Below are 21351 nucleotides of genomic sequence, written 5' to 3' on the forward strand. Positions count from 1 at the left end.
AAATGGTGCAGGAATACACATCGGACGCTCTTGTCGGGACCCTGGTGGACAACCGGTACCTGATCCGTTCCAAGCTGGCCCGCGGCGGGATGTCCACGGTTTACCTCGCCACGGACCGCCGGCTGGAGCGGGATGTGGCGCTTAAGGTCCTGCATCCGCACATGGCCGGGGACCCGCAGTTCCTGGACCGGCTGGGCCGCGAAGCCAAGGCCGCCGCCCGGCTCTCTCACCCGCACGTGGTGGGCGTGTTGGACCAGGGCGAGGACGGCCCGCTCGCCTACCTGGTGATGGAGTACATCAAGGGCCACACCCTGCGCGACGTGATCAAGGACAAGGGCGCGCTCACCCCGCGGCTGGCTTTGGCCCTGATCGACCCGGTCGTCGAAGGCCTCGGAGCGGCCCACGCCGCCGGCCTCATCCACCGGGACGTCAAGCCGGAGAACGTTCTCATCGCCGACGACGGCCGGATCAAGATCGGTGACTTCGGGCTGGCCCGTGCCATCTCCACGACCACCAGCACCGGGGCACTGATCGGGACCGTGGCCTACCTCTCCCCCGAGCTCGTGATGGGCCGGCAGGCCGACGCCCGAAGCGACATCTACTCTTTGGGGATCATGCTGTACGAGATGATCACCGGACGGCAGCCGTTCGACGGTGAAGTCCCCATCCAGGTCGCCTACCAGCACGTGAACTCCACCGTGGGCGCACCCTCGGAGCTGGTTCCTGGCCTGGCCGACGAACTCGACGAGTTGGTGCAGTGGTGCACCGCCAACGACCCCGAGCAGCGCCCGGTGGATGGCAACGCCCTGCTATCCGAACTGCGCCACATCCGGACCAACCTCAGCGACGCCGAGCTTGACTTGCGGCCTCCCGCGGCGCTGCCCAACGCCAGCACTCCGGCGGGAGCGGCTGCGGGCTCCATTGCAGGCGTGGCCGGCGCACGGCCCGGAGCACAGCCCGACGCGTCCGGGGAGGCCCACACCGAACTGCTCGGCGGTATCCAGCGGCCCACCGAAGTCATCAGCCGGGACAGCCACCACCCGACGACGGTCCTCTCCGGCACGCCGCGGCCCGGCGCGTACGGCCCGCTCTCCGCCCCGGACGAGCCCGGGTTCGGCGCCACGGCGGAGGAACCGGTTGGCACGCCGGCCCCGGCCAGCAAACGCGCCCTGCGGAAACAGGACCGGGATGAGGAGAAAGCCCGGCAGCGAGCGGCGGCAACGCCCAGCCGCAGCCTGCGTCCGGGCAACCCGCGACGCCGCGGCCTGGTCTGGATCCTGGTTCTGGTTGTGCTGGCGTTGCTCGCGGCCGGGGCCGGCTGGTTCTTCGGCATGGGCCCGGGGTCCCCCGGCACCATCCCGCAGCTGGCCAACAAAACCGTGGCCGAGGCGCAGCAGTTGCTCCGCACTGCCGGATTCCAGTCCACCACCCGCGATGTCTTCGACGACGACGTCTCGCCGGGGCTGGTGGTGGGTTCGGAGCCGAGCGCCGGGCAGGTGGTCCGCAAGTTTGAGTCCGTCTCGCTCGCCGTGTCCAAGGGCCCGGAGCTGTTCCCCCTGCCGGAACTGGCGGGCAAGTCGCTCGACGACGCGAAGGCGGCCCTCAACGGCGCCGGAATGGCCCTGGGGCCCGTCACGGAGAGCTATGACGACGCGGCGGCCGCCGGTACCGTACTGTCCCAGACCCCGGCGAAGGGCACTGCCGCCAAGCACGGGACGCCGGTGGCGCTGACGGTCTCCAAGGGCCCGCAGCCGATACCGGTGCCGGATATGCGCGGCAAAGACCAGGACGCCGCGGTCAAAGCCCTCGAAGCGGCAGGCCTCAAGGCCGTCGTCGCCCCGGAACCGGTGTTCGACCGCGCAGTGGCCAAGGGGAAAGTCGCCGCCCAGGACCCCGCCACGGGCAACCTCACCAAGGGCGGAACAGTGACCTTGACCATCTCCAAGGGGCCGAAGTTCGTCCAGGTCCCGGACGTGTTCCGCAAGCCCGAGGCGGAGGCGGTCAAGGCCCTCAAGGACGCCGGCTTCGAGGTGAAGGTCAGCTACGCCTTTGGCTCCTCCGTGCTGGGCCTCGTGGCAGGCCAGGACAAGACCGGGCGGCAGCCGGAAGGGTCGCTCATCACCATCACCGTGACCTGACCCCCCGCGGCGCCGCCTAGCGCTTGGAGAGGGCCCCCGCCACCAGGAACGCCATCTCGAGGGACTGCATGTGGTTCAGGCGCGGATCGCAGACGGACTCGTAACGGTCCAGGAAGGCGTCCTGGTCGATCGGGTCGGCGCCGCCGAGGCATTCGGCAACGTCGTCGCCGGTCATTTCCACGTGCAGGCCGCCCGGGACGGTGCCCAGGCCGTGGTGCACTTCGAAGAAGCCGCGCACTTCGTCGATGACGTCGTCGAAGTTGCGGGTCTTGTAGCCGTTGGGTGAGGTCACCGTGTTGCCGTGCATCGGGTCGGTGACCCAGAGGACCTGGGCGCCGGAGCCGGTGACCCGTTCAACAATGGAGGGCAGCTTCTCCCGGATGTTGCCGGCACCCATCCGGGTGATGAAGGTCAGGCGGCCCGGCTCGCGGTTTGGGTCCAGCTTGTCGATCAGCCGGAGCGCGTCGTCGCCGCTGGTGGACGGGCCAAGCTTCACGCCGATCGGGTTCCGGACACGGGAGAGGAAGTCGACGTGCGCGTGGTCCAGCTCGCGCGTGCGCTCCCCGATCCACAGGAAGTGCGCGGAGGTGTCGTAGGGCAGGCCGGTGCGCGAGTCGATGCGGGTCAGGGCGCGCTCGTAGTCCAGCAGCAGGGCCTCGTGGCTGGCATAAAACTCCACCCGCTTGAGGGCCTCGAAGTCCGCTCCGCAGGAGGCCATGAACTTGATGGCCCGGTCGATGTCCCGTGCCAGCGACTCGTAGCGCGCGTGCGCCGGGTTCTCCGTGAAGCCCTTGTTCCACTGGTGCACCAGCCGCAGGTCCGCGAAGCCGCCCTGCGTGAACGCGCGGATCAGGTTCAGGGTCGACGCCGAGGTGTGGTAGGCCTTGAGCATCCGGCTGGCGTCGTGGGCGCGGGACTCCGGGGTGAAGTCGTAGCCGTTGACGATGTCGCCGCGGTAGGCCGGCAGCGTGACGCCGTCGCGTGTTTCATCGTTGGAGGAGCGCGGCTTGGCGAACTGGCCCGCCATGCGTCCCATCTTGATCACGGGCATGGCCGCGCCGTAGGTGAGCACAACGGCCATCTGCAGGATGGTCTTGACCCGGGCGCTGATCTTGTCCGCCGTGGCGGCTTCGAAGGTCTCCGCGCAGTCCCCGCCCTGGAGCAGGAACGCCTTGCCCTGCGCCGCAGCGGCGAGCCGCTCGCGCAGGATGTCCACTTCGCCGGCGAAGACCAGAGGCGGCAGCACAGAGAGTTCCTTCACGGAGGCCTCAAAGACCGCCGGATCGGACCAGCGGGGCTGCTGCGAAGCGGGGAGTTCCCGCCAGTGGTCGAGACCGGGATAGTTCGCGGCACCGCTCTGGGCCGTGCTGGCGAAGGGGGTGCCCGCCAGCACGGAATTGTTCAGCGAGGAATCGTTCAGCGAGGAATTTTTCGGGGACGTCGAAGGCGCAGATAGCTCAGTCACCCTCTAAGGATAGTTGCCCCCGCGCTGAACAGGGGCGCCCGGCGTCATTGACTGCCGGCGTTCCGTCACACAGTTCCGGGAGTCTCCGGACCCTGGCCGGCACCCGCCTCCGGCACCTCGGTGGCCTTTCCGGCGAGCCGCAGCTTGACCACGGCGGCGTACTCGTCGACGTACTCCTGGCCGGAGAGCCTCATCAGCTCGTACATGATCTCGTCGGTCACGGAGCGCTGGATCAGCCGGTCATCCTCCATGCCGTAGTAGCGGCTGAAGTCCAGCGGTTCGCCGAAGATCATCCCGATGCGCCGGATGTTGGGCATCCGCTTGCCGATCGGCTGGACCTTGTCCGTGCCGATCATCGCGACCGGGATCACCGGGACCCTGGCCTGCAGGGCGAGCCGCGCCACGCCGACCTTGCCGCGGTACAGGCGGGCGTCAGGGCTGCGGGTGCCCTCGGGGTAAATGCCCAGGAGCGAGCCGTTCTTCAGCACGTCCATGCCGGCGTCAAGCGAGCGGGCGGACGCGGCCCCGCCGGACCGGTCCATTGGCAGCTGGTTGGTCAGGCGGAAGAAGGCCGCGGTGAGTTTGCCTTTGATTCCCTTGCCCGTGAAGTACTCCGATTTGGCCAGGAACACCACCGGGCGGGGCACCATGAGCGGCATAAAAATCGAGTCGGAGAAGGAGAGATGGTTGGAAGCCAGGATCGCCGCGCCCTCGGCCGGAACGTTGTCCATGCCCTTGACCCACGGCCGGAACAGTGTTTTCAGGACCGGCCCAAGGACGAAGGTCTTCATGAACCAATAAAACACGTGGTGAACCTCTCCGGCAGGCGTCTGGCCGGCCCTCCTTCGGGCCCGGCCAGGACTTCAATGACACCCTACTCTAGTGAGTTTTGTCGCGAACAGTGACACGATGGGCACATGAGCGAAAGCAGCACTCCGATGGCGCCTGCCGCTTTCAGCTACCCCGGCCACGGCGCCAACGCGGGCACCGGCGTGGCCATCTGCCACGGCTTCACGGGAAGCCCCCTGAGCGTCCTGCCCTGGGCCGAACATTTGGCGGCCCTGGGCCACGCCGTAACCGTCCCGCTGCTCCCCGGACACGGCACCGACTGGCGGGACCTTGCCCGGCACCGCTGGCAGGACTGGTACGGCGCCTTCGAGGCCGCGTACCTCGACCTCGCGGCCCGAACCGACGCCTGCTTCGTCGCCGGCCTGTCCATGGGCGGGACCATCGCGCTGCGGACCGCGGCGCGCCACCCCGTGGCCGGCGCCGCGGTCGTCAACCCCGGATTCAGCTTCTACGACCGCCGGGTGCGCTACATCGGGGTCCTCAAGCACCTGCAGCGCACCACCGTCCCCGTTCAGGAGACGGAGTCCACGGCGGCGCCCACCCAGGACGGGGATTACGCGCTGACCCCGCTGAAGGCCGTCCATCAGCTGCGCAAGCTGTTTAACGCCACCCTGCGGGAGCTGCCCGCCGTCGACGCTCCCGTCCTGGTCTTCAAATCAGACACCGACGCGGTGGTCCCGCCGACGTCCCTGGCGCTGCTCCGCGAAAGGCTCGGCTCGCCCGAGCTGGCCGTGGTGCCGCTCCCAGACAGCGGCCACGTTGCCACGCTCGACGTCGACGCGCCGCTCATCTTTGCCCAGTCCGCCCGCTTCTTTGCCCGCCACGCGGCGCCGCACACCGTCCAGTCCACCGTTCCCGCAAACCCAGAGCAGTCAAGAAACCCAGAGCAGTCAAGAAACCCAGAGCAGTCAAGAAACACGGAGCACGCATGAGCACAGCCCCCGACCACTCACCGTTCAGCATCCCGTTCACCGGATCGGGTCCGCGGACCGGCGTTGTTGTCTCCCATGGTTTCACCGGCAGTCCGCACGGCGTGCGGGCGTGGGCCGAGTCCCTGGCCGCGGCCGGCTACGCCGTGCGGATGCCGCTGCTGCCGGGTCACGGCACCAGCTGGCAGGAACTGGCCCGGACACGCTGGCAGGACTGGCATGCGGGCCTCGACGCCGCCTACCTGGAGCTGGCAGCCGAATGCGACCACGTCGTGGTGGCGGGCCTGTCCATGGGCGGCGCACTCGCCCTTCGGCTTGCGGCCACCCGCCCGGTGGCCGGGGCGGTGCTGGTGAACCCGGGCCTGGTCATCGACGATCCGCGGGCCCCGCTGGCGGGCATCCTGAGGTTCGTGCTCAAGAGCACCCCGGCGATCGCCAACGACATCCTCAAGGCGGGGGTGGATGAAGGCGCCTACCCGCGGACCCCGGTTGCGGCGGCCCATGAGCTGAACAAGATGTTCAAAGACACCCTGCGGCTGCTGCCGAGGATCACCGCCCCGGTCCGGGTTTACCGCTCCACCGTGGACCACGTCGTCTCCGACACCAGTCTGGCGGCCCTGCGCCGCGGCCTGACCAACGCCCCGCTGGAGGTCATCCGGCTGGAAAACAGCTACCACGTGGCTACCATGGACAACGACGCGCCCCAGATCTTCAGCGGCACGGCCGAATTCATCCGGTCGGTTGTGGAAGGCCACACCCCGGGCACAGCCGGCGCCAGCCAGAAAGAAACGGCAGATGACTAAATCCGACCCCGGCTCCCCCGACCCGGATTCCCCGGACTCCAGCGCCAACCAGGACGACGCCGTCTGGCGTGACCTGGTGGCCAGGCTGGAGGGCACCGATTCGGGTCCCGCCGCCGGGCCCGGCGGCGGGAGCGCCGCCGCGCGAACGTTCCGCGACTTCGACCCGTTGGGCCTGTCGGCCCCGCCGCCGCTGGGTCCCCCGGCCGGGACGCGGCCGGCCCCGGACACCGGCGTGGACGACGACAGCGCCCGGCACGCCGTGTCCGGCCCCCGCGACTACGAGGCGGACGACGACGAAGGCGCGTTCGTCCCGGAAGAACCGCCCAGCCTGGCTTCGGCGGACCCGATGACGGTGCTGGCATGGCTGGGCGCTGTCGGCGGTCCGATCGCCCTGCTCCTGTCCGCCATCTTCTGGCGCTCCGCACCCCTGCTGGCCGTGGTCGGCATGGTGGTCGCGTTCGCGGCGTCGGTGGTGTTCCTGATCATGAAACTGCCGCACGAAAAAGACGAGCACGACGACGGCGCCAGGGTTTAGCCGGTTGTGGACCGGATGGCTGTGGCGTAGCCGGCTGCGGTTTGGCTAGCTGTGCATGCGGCTGCTGACCCGGGAGAGGTCCGCGGCGCCGATTAGGCCGGCATTGGGGCCGAGAGCGGCCAGCTCGATCCCGGCCGCCGGACGGAAGCCGCGGCCGGTCAGGTTGCGGGCGAAGGCCTTCCGCGCCGGGGCCACGAGCAGTTCACCGGCATCGCACAGGCCCCCGCCGATGACGAAGGTACCCGGGTCCAAGGCCGCGGCCAGGTTCGCCAGCCCCAGGCCGAGCCACTCCCCTACGTCCTCGAGGAGTTCCCGGGCGGTAGCGTTGCCGGCCTTGGCGAGTTCGGTGACGATCACTCCGGTGATCAGGTCGGCACGGCCGTCGACTGCCTTCAGAAGTTCCTGGGCCACCGGCGAGTTGGCACTGGCAAGTTCCCTGGCCTCGCGTCCGAGCGCATTGCCGGAGGCGTACTGTTCCCAGCAGCCGCGGTTGCCGCACTCACAGCGGTGGCCCCCGGGCATGATGATCTGGTGGCCGAATTCGCCGGCAACGCCGAAGCGGCCCCGTTCCAGCCGTCCGTCCATCACCATGGCGCCGCCGATCCCGGTGCCCAGTGTGATGCAGACCAGCCGGCTCTCGCCGCGCCCCGCGCCGAAGCGCCACTCCGCCCAGCCGGCGGCGTCGGCGTCGTTCGTCAGGAGCACCGGCCGGCGCAGCAACCGCTGCAGGTTCTCCCGGAGCGGCTCGTTGCGCCAGGCAAGATGGGGGCTGAACAGCACGGTGGCGCCGTCGAGGTCCATCCAGCCGGCCGCCCCGATGCCGACAGACCAGATGCGGTGCCCGCGGCCCAGCTCCTCGACGAGTTCGACGATCACCTGTTCGACAGCTCGCGGGTCGTTGCCCGGCGTCGACCGCCTGGCCTCGCGAAGGATGCGTCCTTCGGCGTCGACCACTCCGGCCGCTACTTTGGTGCCGCCGATGTCCACGCCAATCGCCAGCCCCTTGCGGCCAAGGCGCAGGTGTTCGCGCAGGCGGCCGGCCCGGGCGGAACCGGGGCGGCCCGGAGTGCCGCGGCGCCAGGCGGCCCTCCGGGGCTGCGGACCGGGCTGCGAACGGGGCTCCGGACCGGGCGTTGGAGTATGCATCGTTCCCCATTCTAGGCCCGCCCGAACCGGTGCGGCGGAGCATCCGGCCCCTCCCGAAAGTGGCGCCGCCAACCGGCTTCACCGTAAAGTTACTCGCCAGTAGGTGAAGTGGAACACACCCCGCGGTGGCCACATACTACTGTTAGTCGTACCCCCTAGCGGGTCTATGGATATCAAAGGAGCTATCGTGCGAGAAATCAGTGTCCCGCCCCTGGTCACCGTCCCTCCGGAAACGAACATCACAGACCTGGTGCTGCGCCAGGCCGCCAAGGCATCGAACCCTGCCCTGTTCTCCCGGCTCGACGCCGCCGGGCAGTGGCAGGACATCCGGGCAACCGATTTCCTGGCCGATGTGTCCCTGCTCGCCAAAGGCCTGATGGCCAGCGGCGTGGCGGCCGGCGACCGCGTCGGCATCATGTCCCGCACCCGCTACGAATGGGCCCTCATCGACTTCGCGATCTGGTTCGCCGGAGCCGTCTCGGTCCCGATCTATGAGACCTCTTCCCCGTCCCAGGTGGCCTGGAACCTCGGCGACTCGGGCGCCGTCGCCGCCTTCGGCGAGTCGGCCCACCACGAAGACATCATCCGGCAGGCTGCCACGTCGGAGGGGCTGACCGCGCTGCGGCACGTGTGGCAGCTCGAAGGCGACGCGCTCGACGAGCTCCGCGCCGCCGGCACCGGGATCGGCGATGAGGAGCTTGAGGCCCGGCGCAGCCAGGCCTCGCTCTCTGATCTCGCCACGATCATCTACACCTCCGGCACCACCGGGCGTCCCAAGGGCTGCGAACTGACCCACGGCAACTTCGTGGAACTGTCGGACAACGTGCTCGCCACCTCGCTGGGCCAGACCGTCCACGAGCACGCCCGGACCATCATGTTCCTGCCCCTGGCGCACGTCTTTGCCCGGTTCATCTCGGTGCTCGCGGTGGCGGCCGGCGTGACCGTCGCGCACACCCCCGACATCAAGAACCTGCTGCCGGACCTGCAGAGCTACCGGCCGACCTTCATCCTCGCGGTGCCGCGGGTCTTCGAAAAGGTCTACAACTCCGCCCTGACCAAGGCCGAGGACGGCGGCAAAGGCGCCATCTTCCACCGCGCCGCGGAAACCGCCATCGCCTACTCGCGGGCCCGGCAGGCCGGCAAGGTGGGCCTGGGCCTCAAACTCAAGCACGCGGTGTTCGACAGGCTCGTCTATGGAAAGCTCCGCGCCGCCATGGGCGGCCAGGTGGCGCACGCGGTCTCCGGCGGCGGTCCGCTCGGCGCACGGCTCGGCCACTTCTTCCAGGGCATCGGGCTGCAGATCCTCGAAGGCTACGGCCTGACCGAAACGACCGCCCCGATCACCGTTAACACCCCGTCGCTGATCAAGATCGGCACCGTCGGCGCACCGATTCCCGGCAACGCCGTCAAGATCGCCGACGACGGCGAAATCCTCGCCAAGGGCGTCTGCGTCATGCGCGGCTACTTCAACCGCGATGACCTCACGGCCGAGACCTTTGTGGACGGCTGGTTCCGCACCGGCGACATCGGCCAGCTCGATGAGGAGGGCTTCCTGACCATCACCGGCCGGAAGAAGGAGATCATCGTCACCGCCGGCGGCAAAAACGTGGTGCCGGCGTTGCTCGAGGACCAGATCCGCGCCGACGCGCTGGTCTCGCAGGTGCTCGTGGTCGGCGACAACCGTCCCTTCATCGGCGCCCTGGTGACCCTCGATCAAGAGGCCCTCCCGGGCTGGCTGCAGCGCCACGGCCTGCCGGCGTCGACGTCCGTGGTCGACGCCGCCGAGAGCCCGGCCGTGAAGGCGGCGGTCCAGGAACTGATCAACCGGGCCAACCAGTCCGTGTCGCAGGCGGAGGCGATCAAGTCCTTCCGGATTGTGCCGTCCGATTTCACCGAAGCCTCCGGGCACCTCACCCCGTCCATGAAGGTCAAGCGCGCCCAGGTGATGAAGGACTTCGAGAATGTGATCGAAGAGATGTACTCCGCGAAGCGCGCCAACGTTTAGGCTCCCGCCGCCAGCAACACCAAAGGGCTCCCCCGGCCGTGGTTCACGGCCGGGGGAGCCCTTCTTGCTGTGGCGCCCGGGTCGAGGCGGCTGTCGCTACTCCACGACCAGCAGCAGGTCGCCGCCCTGGACTTGTTCGACGGCGCCGACGGCGAGGCGTGCGACGGTGCCGGCCACCGGCGTCGTGATGGAGGCTTCCATCTTCATGGCCTCGATGGTCGCGACGGTGTCCCCGGCCTTGACCGCGTCCCCGGCCTTGACCGTCAGGGTGACCGCACCGGCGAACGGCGCCGCAACCTGGCCCGGCTGGGAGGCGTCGGCGCGTTCGGCCGCCTTGACGTTGCTGACCACGGAACGGTCGCGGACCACCACGGGCCGGGACTGTCCGTTCAGCGTGCACATCACGGTGCGCATACCCTTCTCGTCCGGCTCGGAGACGGCTTCCAGCGACGCGATCAGGCGCACGCCTTTCTCGAGCTCAATCTCGTGTTCCGCCCCGCGCTGCAGCCCGAAGAGGTAGTCGCGGGTATCCAACACCGAGAGGTTGCCGTACGCCTCGACGCTCTTCTGGTAGTCCTTGGTGGGGCCGGCGAAGAGCAGCCGGTTGAGGGTCTGCTGCACCGTCTTGGAATCGCCCTTGAGCGCCGCGCTGTCCTCGGCGCTCAGCTCGACGTCGCGGACCTTGACACTGCGGCCCTGGAGGGCCTTGGTCCGGAACGGCTCGGGCCAGCCGCCGGGCGGGTCGCCGAGTTCCCCGGAGAGGAAGCCGATCACGGAGTCCGGGACGTCATACTTTTGCGGGTTCTCGTTGAAGTCCGCCGGGTCGGCGTTGAGGCCCACCAGGTGCAGGGCGAGGTCGCCCACCACCTTGGACGACGGGGTGACCTTCACGAGCCGGCCCAGGATGCGGTCCGCCGCGGTGTACATGTCCTCGATCGCCTCGAAGCGCTCACCAAGGCCCAGCGCGATGGCCTGCTGGCGCAGGTTGGACAGCTGGCCGCCGGGGATCTCGTGCTGGTAGACCCGGCCGGTGGGGCCCGGCAGTCCCGATTCGAAGGGGGCGTAGACGCGGCGCACGGCCTCCCAATAGGGTTCCAGGGCGCACACATTGGCCAGGCTCAGGCCGGTGTCACGCGGGGTGTGGGCCAGCGCCGCGACCAGCGCGGACGCGGACGGCTGGCTCGTGGTGCCGGCCAGCGACGCCGATGCGACGTCCACGGCGTCCACCCCGGCGTCCACGGCCGCGAGCAGGGTGGCCAGCTGGCCTCCCGCGGTGTCGTGGGTGTGCAGGTGGACCGGGAGGTCGAACTTCTCCCGCAGGGCCGTGACGAGGCGAGCGGCGGCCGCCGGACGCAGCAGCCCGGCCATGTCCTTGATCGCGAGGATGTGCGCGCCGGCGTCGACGATCTTCTGCGCGAGCTCCAGGTAGTAGTCGAGCGTGTACAGCTTCTCGTCCGGGTCGAGCATGTCCGCCGTGTAGCAGAGCGCCACCTCGGCGACGGCGGTCCCGGTTTCGCGCACGGCGCGGATCGCGGGGGCCATCTGGTTGACGTCGTTGAGGGCGTCGAAGATGCGGAAGATGTCGATGCCCGCAGCGGCGGCCTCGTTGACGAACGCCACCGTCACCTCTTCCGGGTACGGGGTGTAGCCGACGGTGTTGCGGCCGCGGAGCAACATCTGCAGGCAGATGTTCGGCAGCACCTTGCGCAGCGCTGCCAGGCGGTCCCAGGGGTCCTCCCCCAGGAAGCGCAAGGCGACGTCGTAGGTCGCGCCGCCCCAGGCCTCGACGGACAGCAGTTCCGGAAGCATCCGGGATACGGCCGGTCCGGCCGCCACCAGGTCACGGGTGCGGACCCGGGTGGCGAGCAGCGACTGGTGCGCGTCGCGGAAGGTGGTGTCGGTGACGGCGACGGCGTTCTGCTCGCGCAGTGCCCGGGCAAAGCCCTCCGGGCCGAGCTCGAGGAGCCGCTGGCGTGACCCTGCGGGGGCCTCGGTGTCCGCGAGGGCGGGCAGCTTGTCCGCCGGGTCGGTGTGGACCGTGAGCTCGCCGTTGGGCTTGTTGACCGTGACCTCGGCGAGCCAGGTCAGCAGTTTGGTACCCCGGTCCGCGGAGACGCGGGCCTTGAGGAGTTCGGGGCGCTCGTCGATGAACGAGGTGGCCACGTCCCCGGCGACGAAGTCCGGATCGTCCAGGACGGCCTGCAGGAAGGAGATGTTGGTGGAGACGCCGCGGATCCGGAACTCGGCGAGGGCGCGCCGGGCCCGGGCGACAGCGGTCGGGTAGTCGCGGCCGCGGCAGGTCAGCTTGACCAGCATCGAGTCGAAGTGCGGGCTGATCTCGGCGCCGGAGTACACGGTGCCGCCGTCGAGCCGGACGCCCGCGCCGCCGGCCGAACGGTAGCCGGTGATCTTTCCGACGTCGGGCCGGAAGCCGTTGGCCGGGTCCTCGGTGGTGATGCGGGACTGCAGCGCGGCGCCGTTGAGCTTGACGGTTTCCTGCGAGAGGCCCAGGTCCGCAAGGGTCTCCCCGGAGGCGATGCGCAGCTGGGCCTGGACGAGGTCGACGTCGGTGACTTCCTCGGTGACGGTGTGTTCGACCTGGATGCGGGGGTTCATCTCGATGAAGACGTGTTGGCCGGCCCGCTCGCCCACGGTGTCGACGAGGAACTCCACGGTGCCGGCATTGACATAGTTCAGGGCCTTGGCGAACTTCACGGCGTCCCGGTAGAGGGCCTGCCGGATGCCTTCGTCGAGGTTGGGCGCGGGCGCAATCTCGATCACCTTCTGGTGGCGGCGCTGGATGGAGCAGTCGCGCTCGAAGAGGTGCATGACGTTGCCCTCGGCGTCCGCGAGGATCTGCACTTCGATGTGCCGCGGCCGCAGCACCGCCTGTTCCAGGAACATGGTGGGGTCACCGAAGGCGGCGTCAGCCTCGCGCATCGCGGCCTGCAGGGCCTCGGGCAGGGCCTCCCGCGTGTCGACCCGGCGCATGCCGCGTCCGCCGCCGCCGGCAACGGCCTTGGCGAAGATCGGGAACCCGATTTCGTCCGCGGCGGCGATGAGTTCGTCCACGTCCTTCGACGGGGCGCTGGACTTGAGCACCGGGACGCCGGCCTTGCGCGCGGCCTCGAGTGCGGCGACCTTATTGCCGGCCAGTTCGAGGACCTCGGCCGGGGGCCCGACGAAGGTGATGCCGGCGGCCGCGGCGGCGCGGGCCAGGTTGGGGTTCTCCGAGAGGAAGCCGTAGCCGGGGTAGATCGCATCCGCGCCCGCCTCCTTCGCGACACGGACCACCTCGTCGACGTCGAGGTATGCCCGGACCGGGTGGCCCTCCTCGCCGATCAGGTACGCCTCATCCGCCTTCTGGCGGTGGATCGAGTTGCGGTCCTCGGTGGGAAACACCGCAACGGTCTTGGCACCCAGCTCGTAGCTGGCACGGAAGGCGCGGATGGCAATTTCGCCGCGGTTAGCCACCAGAATCTTGGAAAACATACTTCTCCTGCATCATCGCGGGCGGTTCGGTAAGTCGTCACAGTTTCTAAGACTGGTGTGCGCAAACACAAATCATTGTGTCCCCCATCACAAGATTATGCGTCATTTCGGCCGAAGAAGGCAGATCGCCGTGGTTCCGGGGGTTCCCGCGCGGTTCCCAGCCGTCCGGGCGGCCGCCGGGCCGGATGAGACGGGATTCGCCTGCCGGTCAACATATGATGAGGTGGTGGGTGGCGCATGCTCGCCCCGGTCCGAAGGAACGCACGGGCCGGCATGACCCCGTCTCGGCAACCGGCGTTAGGTATTGGTTTTTCAAGTGCAAGTAGTCAGCATCAGCAGCCTCAAAGGCGGGGTCGGCAAGACCTCCGTGACAACCGGACTGGCGTCGGCAGCACTCGCCGCCGGTATCCCCACCCTCGTCGTCGATCTCGACCCGCACGCGGATGCCAGTACGGCCCTCGGCGTCCGGCCCGACGAACAGCTGGACATCGGCCGGATGCTCAAAGCCCCGCGCCGGGCACGCCTGGCCGACAACGTGGTCCCCAGCGGCTGGATGGAGCACGTCAACGGTTCCTCCCGCAACGGTTCCTCCCGCAGCAGCAGCGTGCCTGTCCTGGACGTTGCCGTCGGCTCCGCCTACACCGGGATCTACGACCGGCCGGACCTTGGCCGCCGCGACCTGCGCCGGCTCTCCGCCGTGCTCGCGGGCTCCGGGGACTACGAGCTGGTCCTGATCGACTGCCCGCCCTCGCTCAACGGGCTGACCCGGATGGCCTGGACGGCCAGCGACAAGGTCACCCTGGTCGCTGAGCCCGGACTGTTCTCCGTGGCGGGCACCGAGCGCACCATGCGCGCCATCCAGCTGTTCCGCCAGGAATTCGCCCCGGGGCTCTCCCCCGCCGGCATCGTGGCCAACCGGGTGCGGACCGGTTCCTCGGAGCACAGCTTCCGCCTGGCCGAGATGGAGTCGATGTTTGGCGAGCTGCTGCTGAGCCCGCACATCCCGGAACAGGCCAACTGGCAGCAGATCCAGGGCGCGGCCCATCCTGTCCACCACTGGCCCGGCGAATCCGCCAAGACCGCCGCCGCCTTGTTCGACTCCCTGCTCGCCAACCTGATGCACAGGGGCGACGCCAACGGCGACGCGGCGTCCCCGCTCAGGGTCCGGAGCCGCAGCCAGCGCTAGCGTGACTGGGCCGGCCCCCCGGGGGAAACTTCCCAAACACAGCAACGCGGGGTCGCTTCCCGCCGATCCTGAGGTTCAGGTTAGGCGCGAAGTAACCCCGCGTTGCACTTTGCTGAGGAGCTAGGGTTGCGCTAGCCGATCTTGCGGGCCGCGCGGCGCTTGCTGAGTTCGTCGTCGGGGAACGACTGGTCCGCGGCGTGTTCGCTCGGAAGGGCCGCGAGGCTGCCTTCCACTTCACGCCAGACGCGGCCGACGGCGATGCCGAAGACACCCTGTCCGCCCTGGACCAGGTCGATGACTTCATCCGCCGAGGTGCATTCGTAAACGCTGGCGCCGTCGCTCATGAGCGTGATCTGGGCGAGGTCCTCGACCCCGCGCTCCCGGAGGTGTTCGACGGCGGTGCGGATCTGCTGCAGCGAAACGCCGGTGTCGAGGAGCCGTTTGACGACTTTGAGGACCAGAATGTCGCGGAAGCCATAGAGCCGCTGTGAGCCGGAACCTGCGGCGCCGCGCACCGCGGGCTCGACGAGTCCGGTGCGGGCCCAGTAGTCCAGCTGGCGGTAGGTGATGCCGGCCGCTTTGCAGGCCGTCGGTCCGCGGTACCCCGCGTCCTCGTCCAGCACAGGAAGATCCTCGGTGAAGAGCAGGCCCTGAGCACCGCTCGCGGGCACAGCAACGCCTGCCGTCGAGGCCTGCTTGAGCTCGCCTGCTTCGCCTTTCGGACTCACGTGGATCCTCCTTGTCATGAGTTCCCGCGGGAACTTGCAGCAACAGCGCGCCGATTTCCAGTGTGACTTGCGCGGCTGTCGTATGCAATGGGAACTTGTACCTCTGACGTTAGGCCTGCCGGAGGCCAAGGTCAAAGACGCTGGGACTATTGCCGGGGCGTGTCGAAACTTTCGACCTCGACTTTAAGCTTTAAGCCGTTTCAGCCGGCGAAGTCCTCGGGTTCGACGTCGTCCAGGAACTCCCGGAAGCGGCGCAGCTCCCCCTCCTCGTCGACGGCGGGACCGGGCTGGGCTTCCTCGCCGTCGTCGTGCTCGGTGATCCGCACACCGGCTTCCTCCATCACGGCGTCCGCGCACCAGATCCGGCACTTCGCGCGCAGGCCTAGGGCGAGGGCGTCCGAGGCCCGCGAGCTGACCGTGGTGCCGTCTTCGAACTGCAGCTGGCCGTAGAAGATGTTGTCCTCGACGGCCACAATGTTCACGCTGACGATCGAGTGGCCCAGCGCCTCGACGACGTCCACGAGCAGGTCATGCGTCATCGGCCGCGGCGGGACCACGCCCTGCTGCGCCAGTGCAATCGCGCTGGCTTCCGGGGTGCCGATCCAGATCGGAACGTGGCGCTCACCGTGAATCTCCTTGAGCAGGACCAGCGGCTGGTTGGACGGCAGTTCGATCCGCACGCCTACAATTTCCACCTCAATCATCAGCTGTCCATCCTCGAGATGCGGTCCTGCACCAGGGCGCGGTGCAGCGAGAGGCAGAGTTCGCTAATTTCCCGCGCGGCCTCGGCGGCGCGGGCCTGCGAGGCGGCGTCCTTGCGGGATGTCAGCGTGGCTACCGCGCGTTCCACTAGACCGAACTCACGGTCGGCTGCGGCTTGGAACGGCCGCAGGTGCCGGGGCTCGAGGCCGTGGCTTTCCAGCTGAACGCAGGCGCGGGCGACCTGCAGGGCGTGGTCGTCAAACTTGTCGTTGACGTGCCCGATCAGGCCGAAGCTCAACAGCGACTCGAGCAGCGGGACGCTGGCCCCGGACTCGGTGCGGAGCTGTTCCTCGCTGAGCAGTCGCACCCGGTTGTTCAGCTCGGAGGCGAGTTCGTCGGAAACGATTCGCGGCGAAACCGTCACGCCCGGCGGCAGGCTCTCCGGCCGTTCGCCGCGGTCGATCGCGTCGAGATAGTCCTTGATCACCTTCAGCGGCAGGTACTGGTCCCGCTGTAGCGACAACACAAAGCGCAGCCGCTCGACGTCCCCTTCGGAATACTGCCGGTAGCCGGCGGGGGTCCGCTGCGGATTGATGAGGCCCTTTTCTTCAAGGAACCTGATTTTCGACGCGGTCATGGAGGGGAAGTCGTCGCTCAGTTGAGCCAGGACCTCCCCGATGTTCAGGACCTGGGGTCCGCGCCGTTCGGCTTGTGCCATGGCCACCGGCAATTACCCCGATATCAGACGTTGCCTGCGGTACGGGCAGGGCTGAGGTAAAAAGTGAGCCGGAACTTGCCGATCTGCACCTCGTTACCTGACTTCAGCTCCACGCTGTCGACACGGTCGTGGTTGACGTAGGTGCCGTTGAGGCTCCCGGTGTCCACCACCTCGAAGCTGCGCGCCGTGCGGCGGAATTCGACGTGGCGGCGCGAAACCGTCACGTCGTCGAGGAAGATGTCGGCGTCAGGGTGGCGGCCCGCCGTCGTGACGTCCGAGTCGAGCAGGAAGCGGGCGCCGGAGTTGGGGCCGCTGTGGGCCACTAGCAGGGCAGACCCGGCGGGCAGCGACTCGATCGCCGAACGTTCCTCGTTCGAGACCTTGGGGGTAATGGTGGGCTCATCGCGCACGGGGGTGAGATGGATCGACGTGGTCTCCGAGGCTTTCACTCCACCCGTGCCGTATTCACCGGTGTCGTTCTGTCCGTGCCCAACCATTGAGTCCTCCTCATTCGTTGCAGGTGTCCCCCCTGCAAACAACGGATGCGTCCGGAAAAGCCTGGCAGATCCGGTAGTCAATCCCCTGGCCGGCCACTGTGTCCACTAAGTGTGTCCAGTAACACGGCCCGGAGATCTTCCCATTAGCCTACCTGCTGTTCGTACTCCGATGCACTCAGCAACGACTCCACGGCGTCAGCCTCCGCAAGCTTGATTTCGATCAGCCAGCCCTCGCCGTACGGATCCGAATTGATCAGGGCCGAATCGGTGTCCAGCGCCTCGTTGCGGGCCACCACTTCGCCACTCACGGGGGCGTAAATGTCGCTGACGCTCTTGGTGGACTCCACTTCCCCGACGACGTCGTTGGCCTTGATATCGGTGCCGACCTCCGGCATCTGCGCGTAGACGACGTCCCCGAGGGCGTCCTGGGCAAAATCCGTGATCCCCACGCGCACGACGCCGTCGGCATTCGGTGCGGAAACCCATTCGTGTTCGGCGGTGTAGGACAGTTCTTCGGGAATGATGCTCATGACGGGCCTTTCGTCGGGTCAATCACCAAGGTCGACGGCAGCCGATCGATCGAGCCGCCGCTGAAAGTATAGGCATATCCGCCCGGCGCCCGGGAGGACTCTGACATGATGGGGCCATGGCAGCACCTGCACCCGTTCCGGACGGATTTGCCCATGCCTGAGCTACCGGAAGTGGCGGCCCTGGCGGACTTTCTGGACGCCCGCCTGCGCGGAACCGTCCTAACCAAGGTCCAGCTCGTCTCGTTCGCCGTGCTCAAGACGGCGGATCCTCCCGTCTCGGCCTTGGAGGGCAGGACCGTGACGGGCGTGCGCCGGCACGGCAAGTTCATGGATCTCGACGCCGGCGGGCTGCATCTGGTCTTCCACCTGGCCCGGGCAGGCTGGGTCCGTTTTACCGATTCCCCCACCGGCGCGGTGCTGAAAATGGGTAGCGGGCACATTGCGGCGCGGCTGTCGTTTTCGAGCGGGGACGGCCCGCTCGACCTGGACCTGACCGAGGCCGGCACGAAGAAGAGCCTGGCGATGTACGTGGTCCGCGATCCCGCAGACGTGCCCGGGGTCGCGGCCCTTGGCCCGGACCCGTTCAGCTCCGGGTTCGACGTCGATGCGCTGGCCCGGATCCTGGCGGCCAGCTCCCAGCAGATCAAGGGTGTGCTCCGCAGCCAGGGCATCATCGCCGGCATCGGCAACGCGTACAGCGACGAGATCCTGCACGCGGCGAAGACATCCCCGTTCGCCCTTGCCAGTTCCCTCGACCGGGCGGCGGTGGAACGCCTCTACGACGCCATCCACGACATCCTTGGCACGGCGCTGGCGGAAGCCGCCGGGAAGCCGCCCAGCGAGCTCAAGGACACGAAACGGAGCCACATGCGGGTGCACGGCCGGACCGGTGAGGCGTGCCCGGTCTGCGGTGACACCGTGCGCGAGGTTTCCTTTGCGGACACCGCGCTGCAATACTGCCCAAGCTGCCAGACGAAGGGGAAAATCCTGGCGGACCGGCGGACGTCGCGCTTCTTGAAGTAGGTGCTTCCTGAAGCGGGCGGTGCCTGAACCGACGTGTGCCGGGAAACAGAAAACCCCGCCACTCCGTTGCCGGAATGGCGGGGTACTTTCTGTTGGTCGGGCTGACAGGATTTGAACCTGCGACCCCTTGACCCCCAGTCAAGTGCGCTACCAAGCTGCGCTACAGCCCGCTGGTTCCGCCGTTCTCCGCTCCCGATGCTTCGTTTGGAAATCCAAAGGAATTCATCTGAGCAGTCCGGCCGAACCACCTCCAAAAGCTTACACGATTCCGGAGGGTGCCCGTGACACTTTCACTTGAGTCACGGGAACATTTTCCCGCGGCGGGCGCGTTCGGAACTAACGCTTCTTGCCGCGCTTTTCCCGGACCCGCATGTTGACCTCGATCGGCGTGCCCTCGAAGCCGAAGGTTTCGCGGAGCCGGCGGGTGATAAAGCGGCGGTAGCCGGGATCCAGGAAGCCAGTGGTGAAAAGCACGAACTTCGGCGGCCGGCTCGAGGCCTGGGTGCCGAAGAGGATGCGGGGCTGCTTGCCGCCGCGGACCGGGTGCGGGTGCGCCGCCACCAGTTCGCCGAGGAACGCGTTCAGGCGCCCGGTGGGGATGCGCTTGTCCCAGCTCTCCAGCGCGGTGTCCAGGGCCGGGACCAGGCGGTCCTTGTGCCAGCCGGTCTTGGCCGAGATGTTGACGCGCGGGGCCCACGCCACGTGGGCGAGGTCCTGCTCGATTTCCCGTTCCAGGTAGGTGCGGCGTTCGTCGTCGAGCAGGTCCCATTTGTTGAACGCCAGCACCAACGCGCGGCCGGATTCGATCGCCAACTGCAGGATGCGGACGTCCTGCTCGCTGAGCACCTCGTCCACGGCGAGGAGCACGACGGCGACCTCGGCCTTTTCGAGCGCGCTCTGGGTGCGCAGCGAGGCGTAGAAGTCCGCGCCCTGGGCCATGTGCTGGCGGCGGCGGATGCCCGCCGTGTCCACGAAGCGCCAGGTGCGGCCGCCGAGCTCGATGAACTCATCGACAGGGTCGCGGGTGGTGCCGGCAGTGTTGTCGACGACGACGCGCTCGGAGCCTGCGAGCTTGTTCAGCAGCGAGGACTTGCCGACGTTCGGCCGGCCGATCAGGGCGATGCGGCGGGGGCCGCCGCTGCGCTCGAGGCCTTCGATCGTGGAGAACTCCGGGAGCGTGTCCATCACGTGGTCGAGCAGGTCGGCGACGCCGCGGCCGTGCAGCGCTGAAACCGGGTAGGGCTCGCCGAAGCCGAGGCCCCAGAGCGCGGCCGAGTCGGCTTCCTGGGCGAAGTCGTCGACCTTGTTGGCCACCATGATGACCGGCTTCTTGGACTTGCGCAGCATCTTCATGACGCCCTCATCCGTGGCGGTCGCGCCGACGGCGGAGTCCACCACGAACAGCACGGCGTCGGCGAGCTCCACGGCCATCTCGGCCTGCTCGGCAACGCGGGCGTGGATGCCGCGGGCGTCGTGCTCCCAGCCGCCGGTGTCGACGACGGTGAAGTTCCGGCCGTTCCAGTTCGCCGAGTACATCACGCGGTCACGGGTGACACCGGGGGTGTCCTCGACCACGGCTTCGCGGCGGCCCAGGATGCGGTTGACCAGGGTGGACTTGCCGACGTTGGGCCGGCCGATGATGGCCAGGACCGGGTCAAGCTTGACCGGGCCGTCGAAGTCCTCGTCCTCGTAGCGGCCGCTCAGCAGGGCGGCGTCTTCCTCGTCCAGCTCGTAGTCATCCAGGCCGGCGCGGAGCGAGGCCGCGCGGAGTTCGGCTTCCTCGTCGTCCAGGGCGGCAAGATTCTCCGCCACCTGGTCCGTGCCGGTGGGCGTGTATTCGTCTTCGCCGGCGCCGAAGTGGCCGGGGGTTTGAGTCGTATCGCTCATTGCACTTTCCTTAGGTGGTGATCTGCCGGCGTCCCGGCTACTGCTGTCTGGCGTTCTTGCGGGGAATCCGCGTCGGGCAGGCTCTGCCCGCTGCACTGAATGGTGTCTTGGACGTGCCGCGCAAGGGCGGCGCGGATCTCGGTTCCCACCCTGTCCATTGAAGCACGCCCGGTCTCCCCGGGCCTGCGGCTGAGATTGAGGGCGCCGCCGAAGCTGACATGCAGCCGGCGGCCGGGCCGGGGAACCGCGTTGAGGTGCTCGCCGCCGATCCTGGTGCCCAGGATGGCGACCGGGATCACGGTGGCGGCCGAGTTCAGCGCGAGCCAGGCCACCCCGTTGTTGATCGCCGCGGCTTCCCCGCTCCCCCGGGTGCCCTCGGGAAGGATCCCGACGCACCGTCCGGCGTCGAGGACGCTCTTGGCCCGCTGCAGCGCCGTCCGGTCACCGGACCGGTCCACCGCCAACTGGCCGGAGGCCTTCAGCACCAGGCCCGGGAAGCCCCGGAACATCTCCTTCTTGACGAAAATGTGCATCGGCCGCGGCGCGGCCCCGAACATGACCGGGCCGTCCAGGAAACTGATGTGGTTTCCGGCAAAAATAACCGGGCCGGCGTCCGGCACGTTGGAACGGCCCCTGACGGTGGTCCGGTAGACCAGGTGGTCCAGGATCCAGCCGACCGGCCGGCTCCAGGCCATGGTCCCGTCGAGGAACCAGCGGC

18 protein-coding genes and 1 tRNA gene are annotated in these 21351 nt (G+C 68.4%); 7 read left to right on the top strand and 12 right to left on the bottom strand.

Annotated elements, in window-relative coordinates:
• Nucleotides 1-2 precede the first annotated feature (2 nt).
• The gene (locus ACZ5Z0_RS03175) at nucleotides 3-2138 is read left to right on the top strand and encodes a protein kinase domain-containing protein (RefSeq protein ID WP_464109858.1); all 2136 of its coding nucleotides are present in this window, start codon (nucleotides 3-5) and stop codon (nucleotides 2136-2138) included.
• A 16-nt stretch (nucleotides 2139-2154) separates the two neighbouring features.
• Here the strand turns inward: ACZ5Z0_RS03175 and ACZ5Z0_RS03180 are convergent, their stop codons facing one another.
• Both ACZ5Z0_RS03180 and ACZ5Z0_RS03185 read right to left on the bottom strand, forming a co-directional pair.
• Nucleotides 2155-3543 carry a class II 3-deoxy-7-phosphoheptulonate synthase gene (locus tag ACZ5Z0_RS03180; protein ID WP_464110696.1) on the bottom strand — a complete coding sequence of 463 codons (1389 nt, stop codon included), beginning with the start codon at nucleotides 3541-3543 and terminating at the stop codon, nucleotides 2155-2157.
• Nucleotides 3544-3668: 125 nt separating this feature from the next.
• Nucleotides 3669-4409 carry a lysophospholipid acyltransferase family protein gene (locus ACZ5Z0_RS03185; RefSeq protein WP_138769652.1) on the bottom strand — a complete coding sequence of 247 codons (741 nt, stop codon included), beginning with the start codon at nucleotides 4407-4409 and terminating at the stop codon, nucleotides 3669-3671.
• Nucleotides 4410-4520: 111 nt separating this feature from the next.
• On the opposite strand from ACZ5Z0_RS03185, the gene ACZ5Z0_RS03190 reads away from it, so the two are divergent.
• Genes ACZ5Z0_RS03190 through ACZ5Z0_RS03200 form a run of 3 tightly spaced genes read left to right on the top strand, consistent with a single transcriptional unit; the run spans nucleotide 4521 to nucleotide 6719 of the window.
• Nucleotides 4521-5384, top strand: a complete 864-nt coding sequence (locus ACZ5Z0_RS03190) for an alpha/beta hydrolase (RefSeq protein ID WP_464109859.1) — start codon at nucleotides 4521-4523, stop codon at nucleotides 5382-5384.
• Nucleotides 5381-6184: an alpha/beta hydrolase gene (locus ACZ5Z0_RS03195; protein WP_464109860.1), complete on the top strand. Its 804-nt coding sequence runs from the start codon at nucleotides 5381-5383 to the stop codon at nucleotides 6182-6184. Before ACZ5Z0_RS03190 ends, ACZ5Z0_RS03195 begins: the two co-directional genes overlap by 4 nt.
• Nucleotides 6177-6719, top strand: coding sequence for a hypothetical protein (locus ACZ5Z0_RS03200; protein WP_464109861.1), 543 nt, complete (start codon nucleotides 6177-6179; stop codon nucleotides 6717-6719). The genes ACZ5Z0_RS03195 and ACZ5Z0_RS03200 overlap by 8 nt, the downstream gene beginning before the upstream one ends.
• A gap of 45 nt (nucleotides 6720-6764) precedes the next feature.
• Here ACZ5Z0_RS03200 and ACZ5Z0_RS03205 read toward each other — a convergent pair whose 3' ends face one another.
• The gene (locus tag ACZ5Z0_RS03205; protein WP_464109862.1) at nucleotides 6765-7865 is read right to left on the bottom strand and encodes an ROK family glucokinase; all 1101 of its coding nucleotides are present in this window, start codon (nucleotides 7863-7865) and stop codon (nucleotides 6765-6767) included.
• Between the two features lie 187 nt (nucleotides 7866-8052).
• On the opposite strand from ACZ5Z0_RS03205, the gene ACZ5Z0_RS03210 reads away from it, so the two are divergent.
• The gene (locus ACZ5Z0_RS03210; protein ID WP_464109863.1) at nucleotides 8053-9870 is read left to right on the top strand and encodes an AMP-dependent synthetase/ligase; all 1818 of its coding nucleotides are present in this window, start codon (nucleotides 8053-8055) and stop codon (nucleotides 9868-9870) included.
• A gap of 96 nt (nucleotides 9871-9966) precedes the next feature.
• Here the strand turns inward: ACZ5Z0_RS03210 and ACZ5Z0_RS03215 are convergent, their stop codons facing one another.
• Nucleotides 9967-13362, bottom strand: a complete 3396-nt coding sequence (locus ACZ5Z0_RS03215) for a pyruvate carboxylase (RefSeq protein ID WP_464109864.1) — start codon at nucleotides 13360-13362, stop codon at nucleotides 9967-9969.
• Between the two features lie 316 nt (nucleotides 13363-13678).
• Between ACZ5Z0_RS03215 and ACZ5Z0_RS03220 the strand changes: the two genes are divergently transcribed.
• Nucleotides 13679-14548 (top strand): ParA family protein, encoded by an 870-nt coding sequence (locus ACZ5Z0_RS03220; protein ID WP_464109865.1) that lies wholly within the window; start codon nucleotides 13679-13681, stop codon nucleotides 14546-14548.
• Nucleotides 14549-14679: 131 nt separating this feature from the next.
• Here the strand turns inward: ACZ5Z0_RS03220 and ACZ5Z0_RS03225 are convergent, their stop codons facing one another.
• From ACZ5Z0_RS03225 to gcvH, 5 genes are all read right to left on the bottom strand, one after another.
• A complete protein-coding gene (locus ACZ5Z0_RS03225; protein WP_028275903.1) occupies nucleotides 14680-15276 on the bottom strand; it encodes a MerR family transcriptional regulator in 597 nt (198 codons plus the stop codon).
• Nucleotides 15277-15476: 200 nt separating this feature from the next.
• A complete protein-coding gene (locus tag ACZ5Z0_RS03230; protein WP_138769660.1) occupies nucleotides 15477-15980 on the bottom strand; it encodes a bifunctional nuclease family protein in 504 nt (167 codons plus the stop codon).
• The gene (gene ftsR / locus ACZ5Z0_RS03235) at nucleotides 15980-16696 is read right to left on the bottom strand and encodes a transcriptional regulator FtsR (protein WP_464109866.1); all 717 of its coding nucleotides are present in this window, start codon (nucleotides 16694-16696) and stop codon (nucleotides 15980-15982) included. Before ftsR ends, ACZ5Z0_RS03230 begins: the two co-directional genes overlap by 1 nt.
• A gap of 23 nt (nucleotides 16697-16719) precedes the next feature.
• Nucleotides 16720-17193 carry an FHA domain-containing protein gene (locus ACZ5Z0_RS03240; protein WP_138769662.1) on the bottom strand — a complete coding sequence of 158 codons (474 nt, stop codon included), beginning with the start codon at nucleotides 17191-17193 and terminating at the stop codon, nucleotides 16720-16722.
• Between the two features lie 143 nt (nucleotides 17194-17336).
• Complete coding sequence (gcvH, locus tag ACZ5Z0_RS03245) at nucleotides 17337-17723, bottom strand: glycine cleavage system protein GcvH (protein WP_138769663.1); 387 nt, start codon at nucleotides 17721-17723, stop codon at nucleotides 17337-17339.
• A 153-nt stretch (nucleotides 17724-17876) separates the two neighbouring features.
• Here gcvH and ACZ5Z0_RS03250 point away from each other — a divergent pair, with 153 nt between their 5' ends.
• The gene (locus ACZ5Z0_RS03250) at nucleotides 17877-18746 is read left to right on the top strand and encodes an Fpg/Nei family DNA glycosylase (RefSeq protein ID WP_464109867.1); all 870 of its coding nucleotides are present in this window, start codon (nucleotides 17877-17879) and stop codon (nucleotides 18744-18746) included.
• A 93-nt stretch (nucleotides 18747-18839) separates the two neighbouring features.
• On the opposite strand, the gene ACZ5Z0_RS03255 is transcribed toward ACZ5Z0_RS03250, so the two are convergent.
• From ACZ5Z0_RS03255 to ACZ5Z0_RS03265, 3 genes are all read right to left on the bottom strand, one after another.
• Nucleotides 18840-18916: transfer RNA gene (locus ACZ5Z0_RS03255), tRNA-Pro, on the bottom strand.
• Nucleotides 18917-19082: 166 nt separating this feature from the next.
• The gene (gene der, locus ACZ5Z0_RS03260) at nucleotides 19083-20633 is read right to left on the bottom strand and encodes a ribosome biogenesis GTPase Der (protein WP_146337879.1); all 1551 of its coding nucleotides are present in this window, start codon (nucleotides 20631-20633) and stop codon (nucleotides 19083-19085) included.
• A complete protein-coding gene (locus ACZ5Z0_RS03265; protein WP_464110697.1) occupies nucleotides 20630-21328 on the bottom strand; it encodes a lysophospholipid acyltransferase family protein in 699 nt (232 codons plus the stop codon). Before ACZ5Z0_RS03265 ends, der begins: the two co-directional genes overlap by 4 nt.
• Between the last annotated feature and the right edge of the window lie 23 nt (nucleotides 21329-21351).

The organism is Arthrobacter sp. T2-23, from assembly GCF_055398325.1.

Excerpts from the sequence above, each read along its gene's own strand:
- ACZ5Z0_RS03205 (WP_464109862.1), bottom strand. The coding sequence starts at position 7,865 with ATGCATACTCCAACGCCCGGTCCGGAGCCCCGTTCGCAGCCCGGTCCG.
- gcvH (WP_138769663.1), bottom strand. The coding sequence starts at position 17,723 with ATGAGCATCATTCCCGAAGAACTGTCCTACACCGCCGAACACGAATGG.
- ACZ5Z0_RS03190 (WP_464109859.1), top strand. The coding sequence starts at position 4,521 with ATGAGCGAAAGCAGCACTCCGATGGCGCCTGCCGCTTTCAGCTACCCC.
- ACZ5Z0_RS03215 (WP_464109864.1), bottom strand. The coding sequence starts at position 13,362 with ATGTTTTCCAAGATTCTGGTGGCTAACCGCGGCGAAATTGCCATCCGC.
- ACZ5Z0_RS03200 (WP_464109861.1), top strand. The coding sequence starts at position 6,177 with ATGACTAAATCCGACCCCGGCTCCCCCGACCCGGATTCCCCGGACTCC.
- ACZ5Z0_RS03240 (WP_138769662.1), bottom strand. The coding sequence starts at position 17,193 with ATGGTTGGGCACGGACAGAACGACACCGGTGAATACGGCACGGGTGGA.
- ACZ5Z0_RS03175 (WP_464109858.1), top strand. The coding sequence starts at position 3 with ATGGTGCAGGAATACACATCGGACGCTCTTGTCGGGACCCTGGTGGAC.
- ftsR (WP_464109866.1), bottom strand. The coding sequence starts at position 16,696 with ATGGCACAAGCCGAACGGCGCGGACCCCAGGTCCTGAACATCGGGGAG.
- der (WP_146337879.1), bottom strand. The coding sequence starts at position 20,633 with ATGAGCGATACGACTCAAACCCCCGGCCACTTCGGCGCCGGCGAAGAC.
- ACZ5Z0_RS03230 (WP_138769660.1), bottom strand. The coding sequence starts at position 15,980 with ATGATTGAGGTGGAAATTGTAGGCGTGCGGATCGAACTGCCGTCCAAC.
- ACZ5Z0_RS03250 (WP_464109867.1), top strand. The coding sequence starts at position 17,877 with ATGCCTGAGCTACCGGAAGTGGCGGCCCTGGCGGACTTTCTGGACGCC.
- ACZ5Z0_RS03265 (WP_464110697.1), bottom strand. The coding sequence starts at position 21,328 with ATGGCCTGGAGCCGGCCGGTCGGCTGGATCCTGGACCACCTGGTCTAC.
- ACZ5Z0_RS03195 (WP_464109860.1), top strand. The coding sequence starts at position 5,381 with ATGAGCACAGCCCCCGACCACTCACCGTTCAGCATCCCGTTCACCGGA.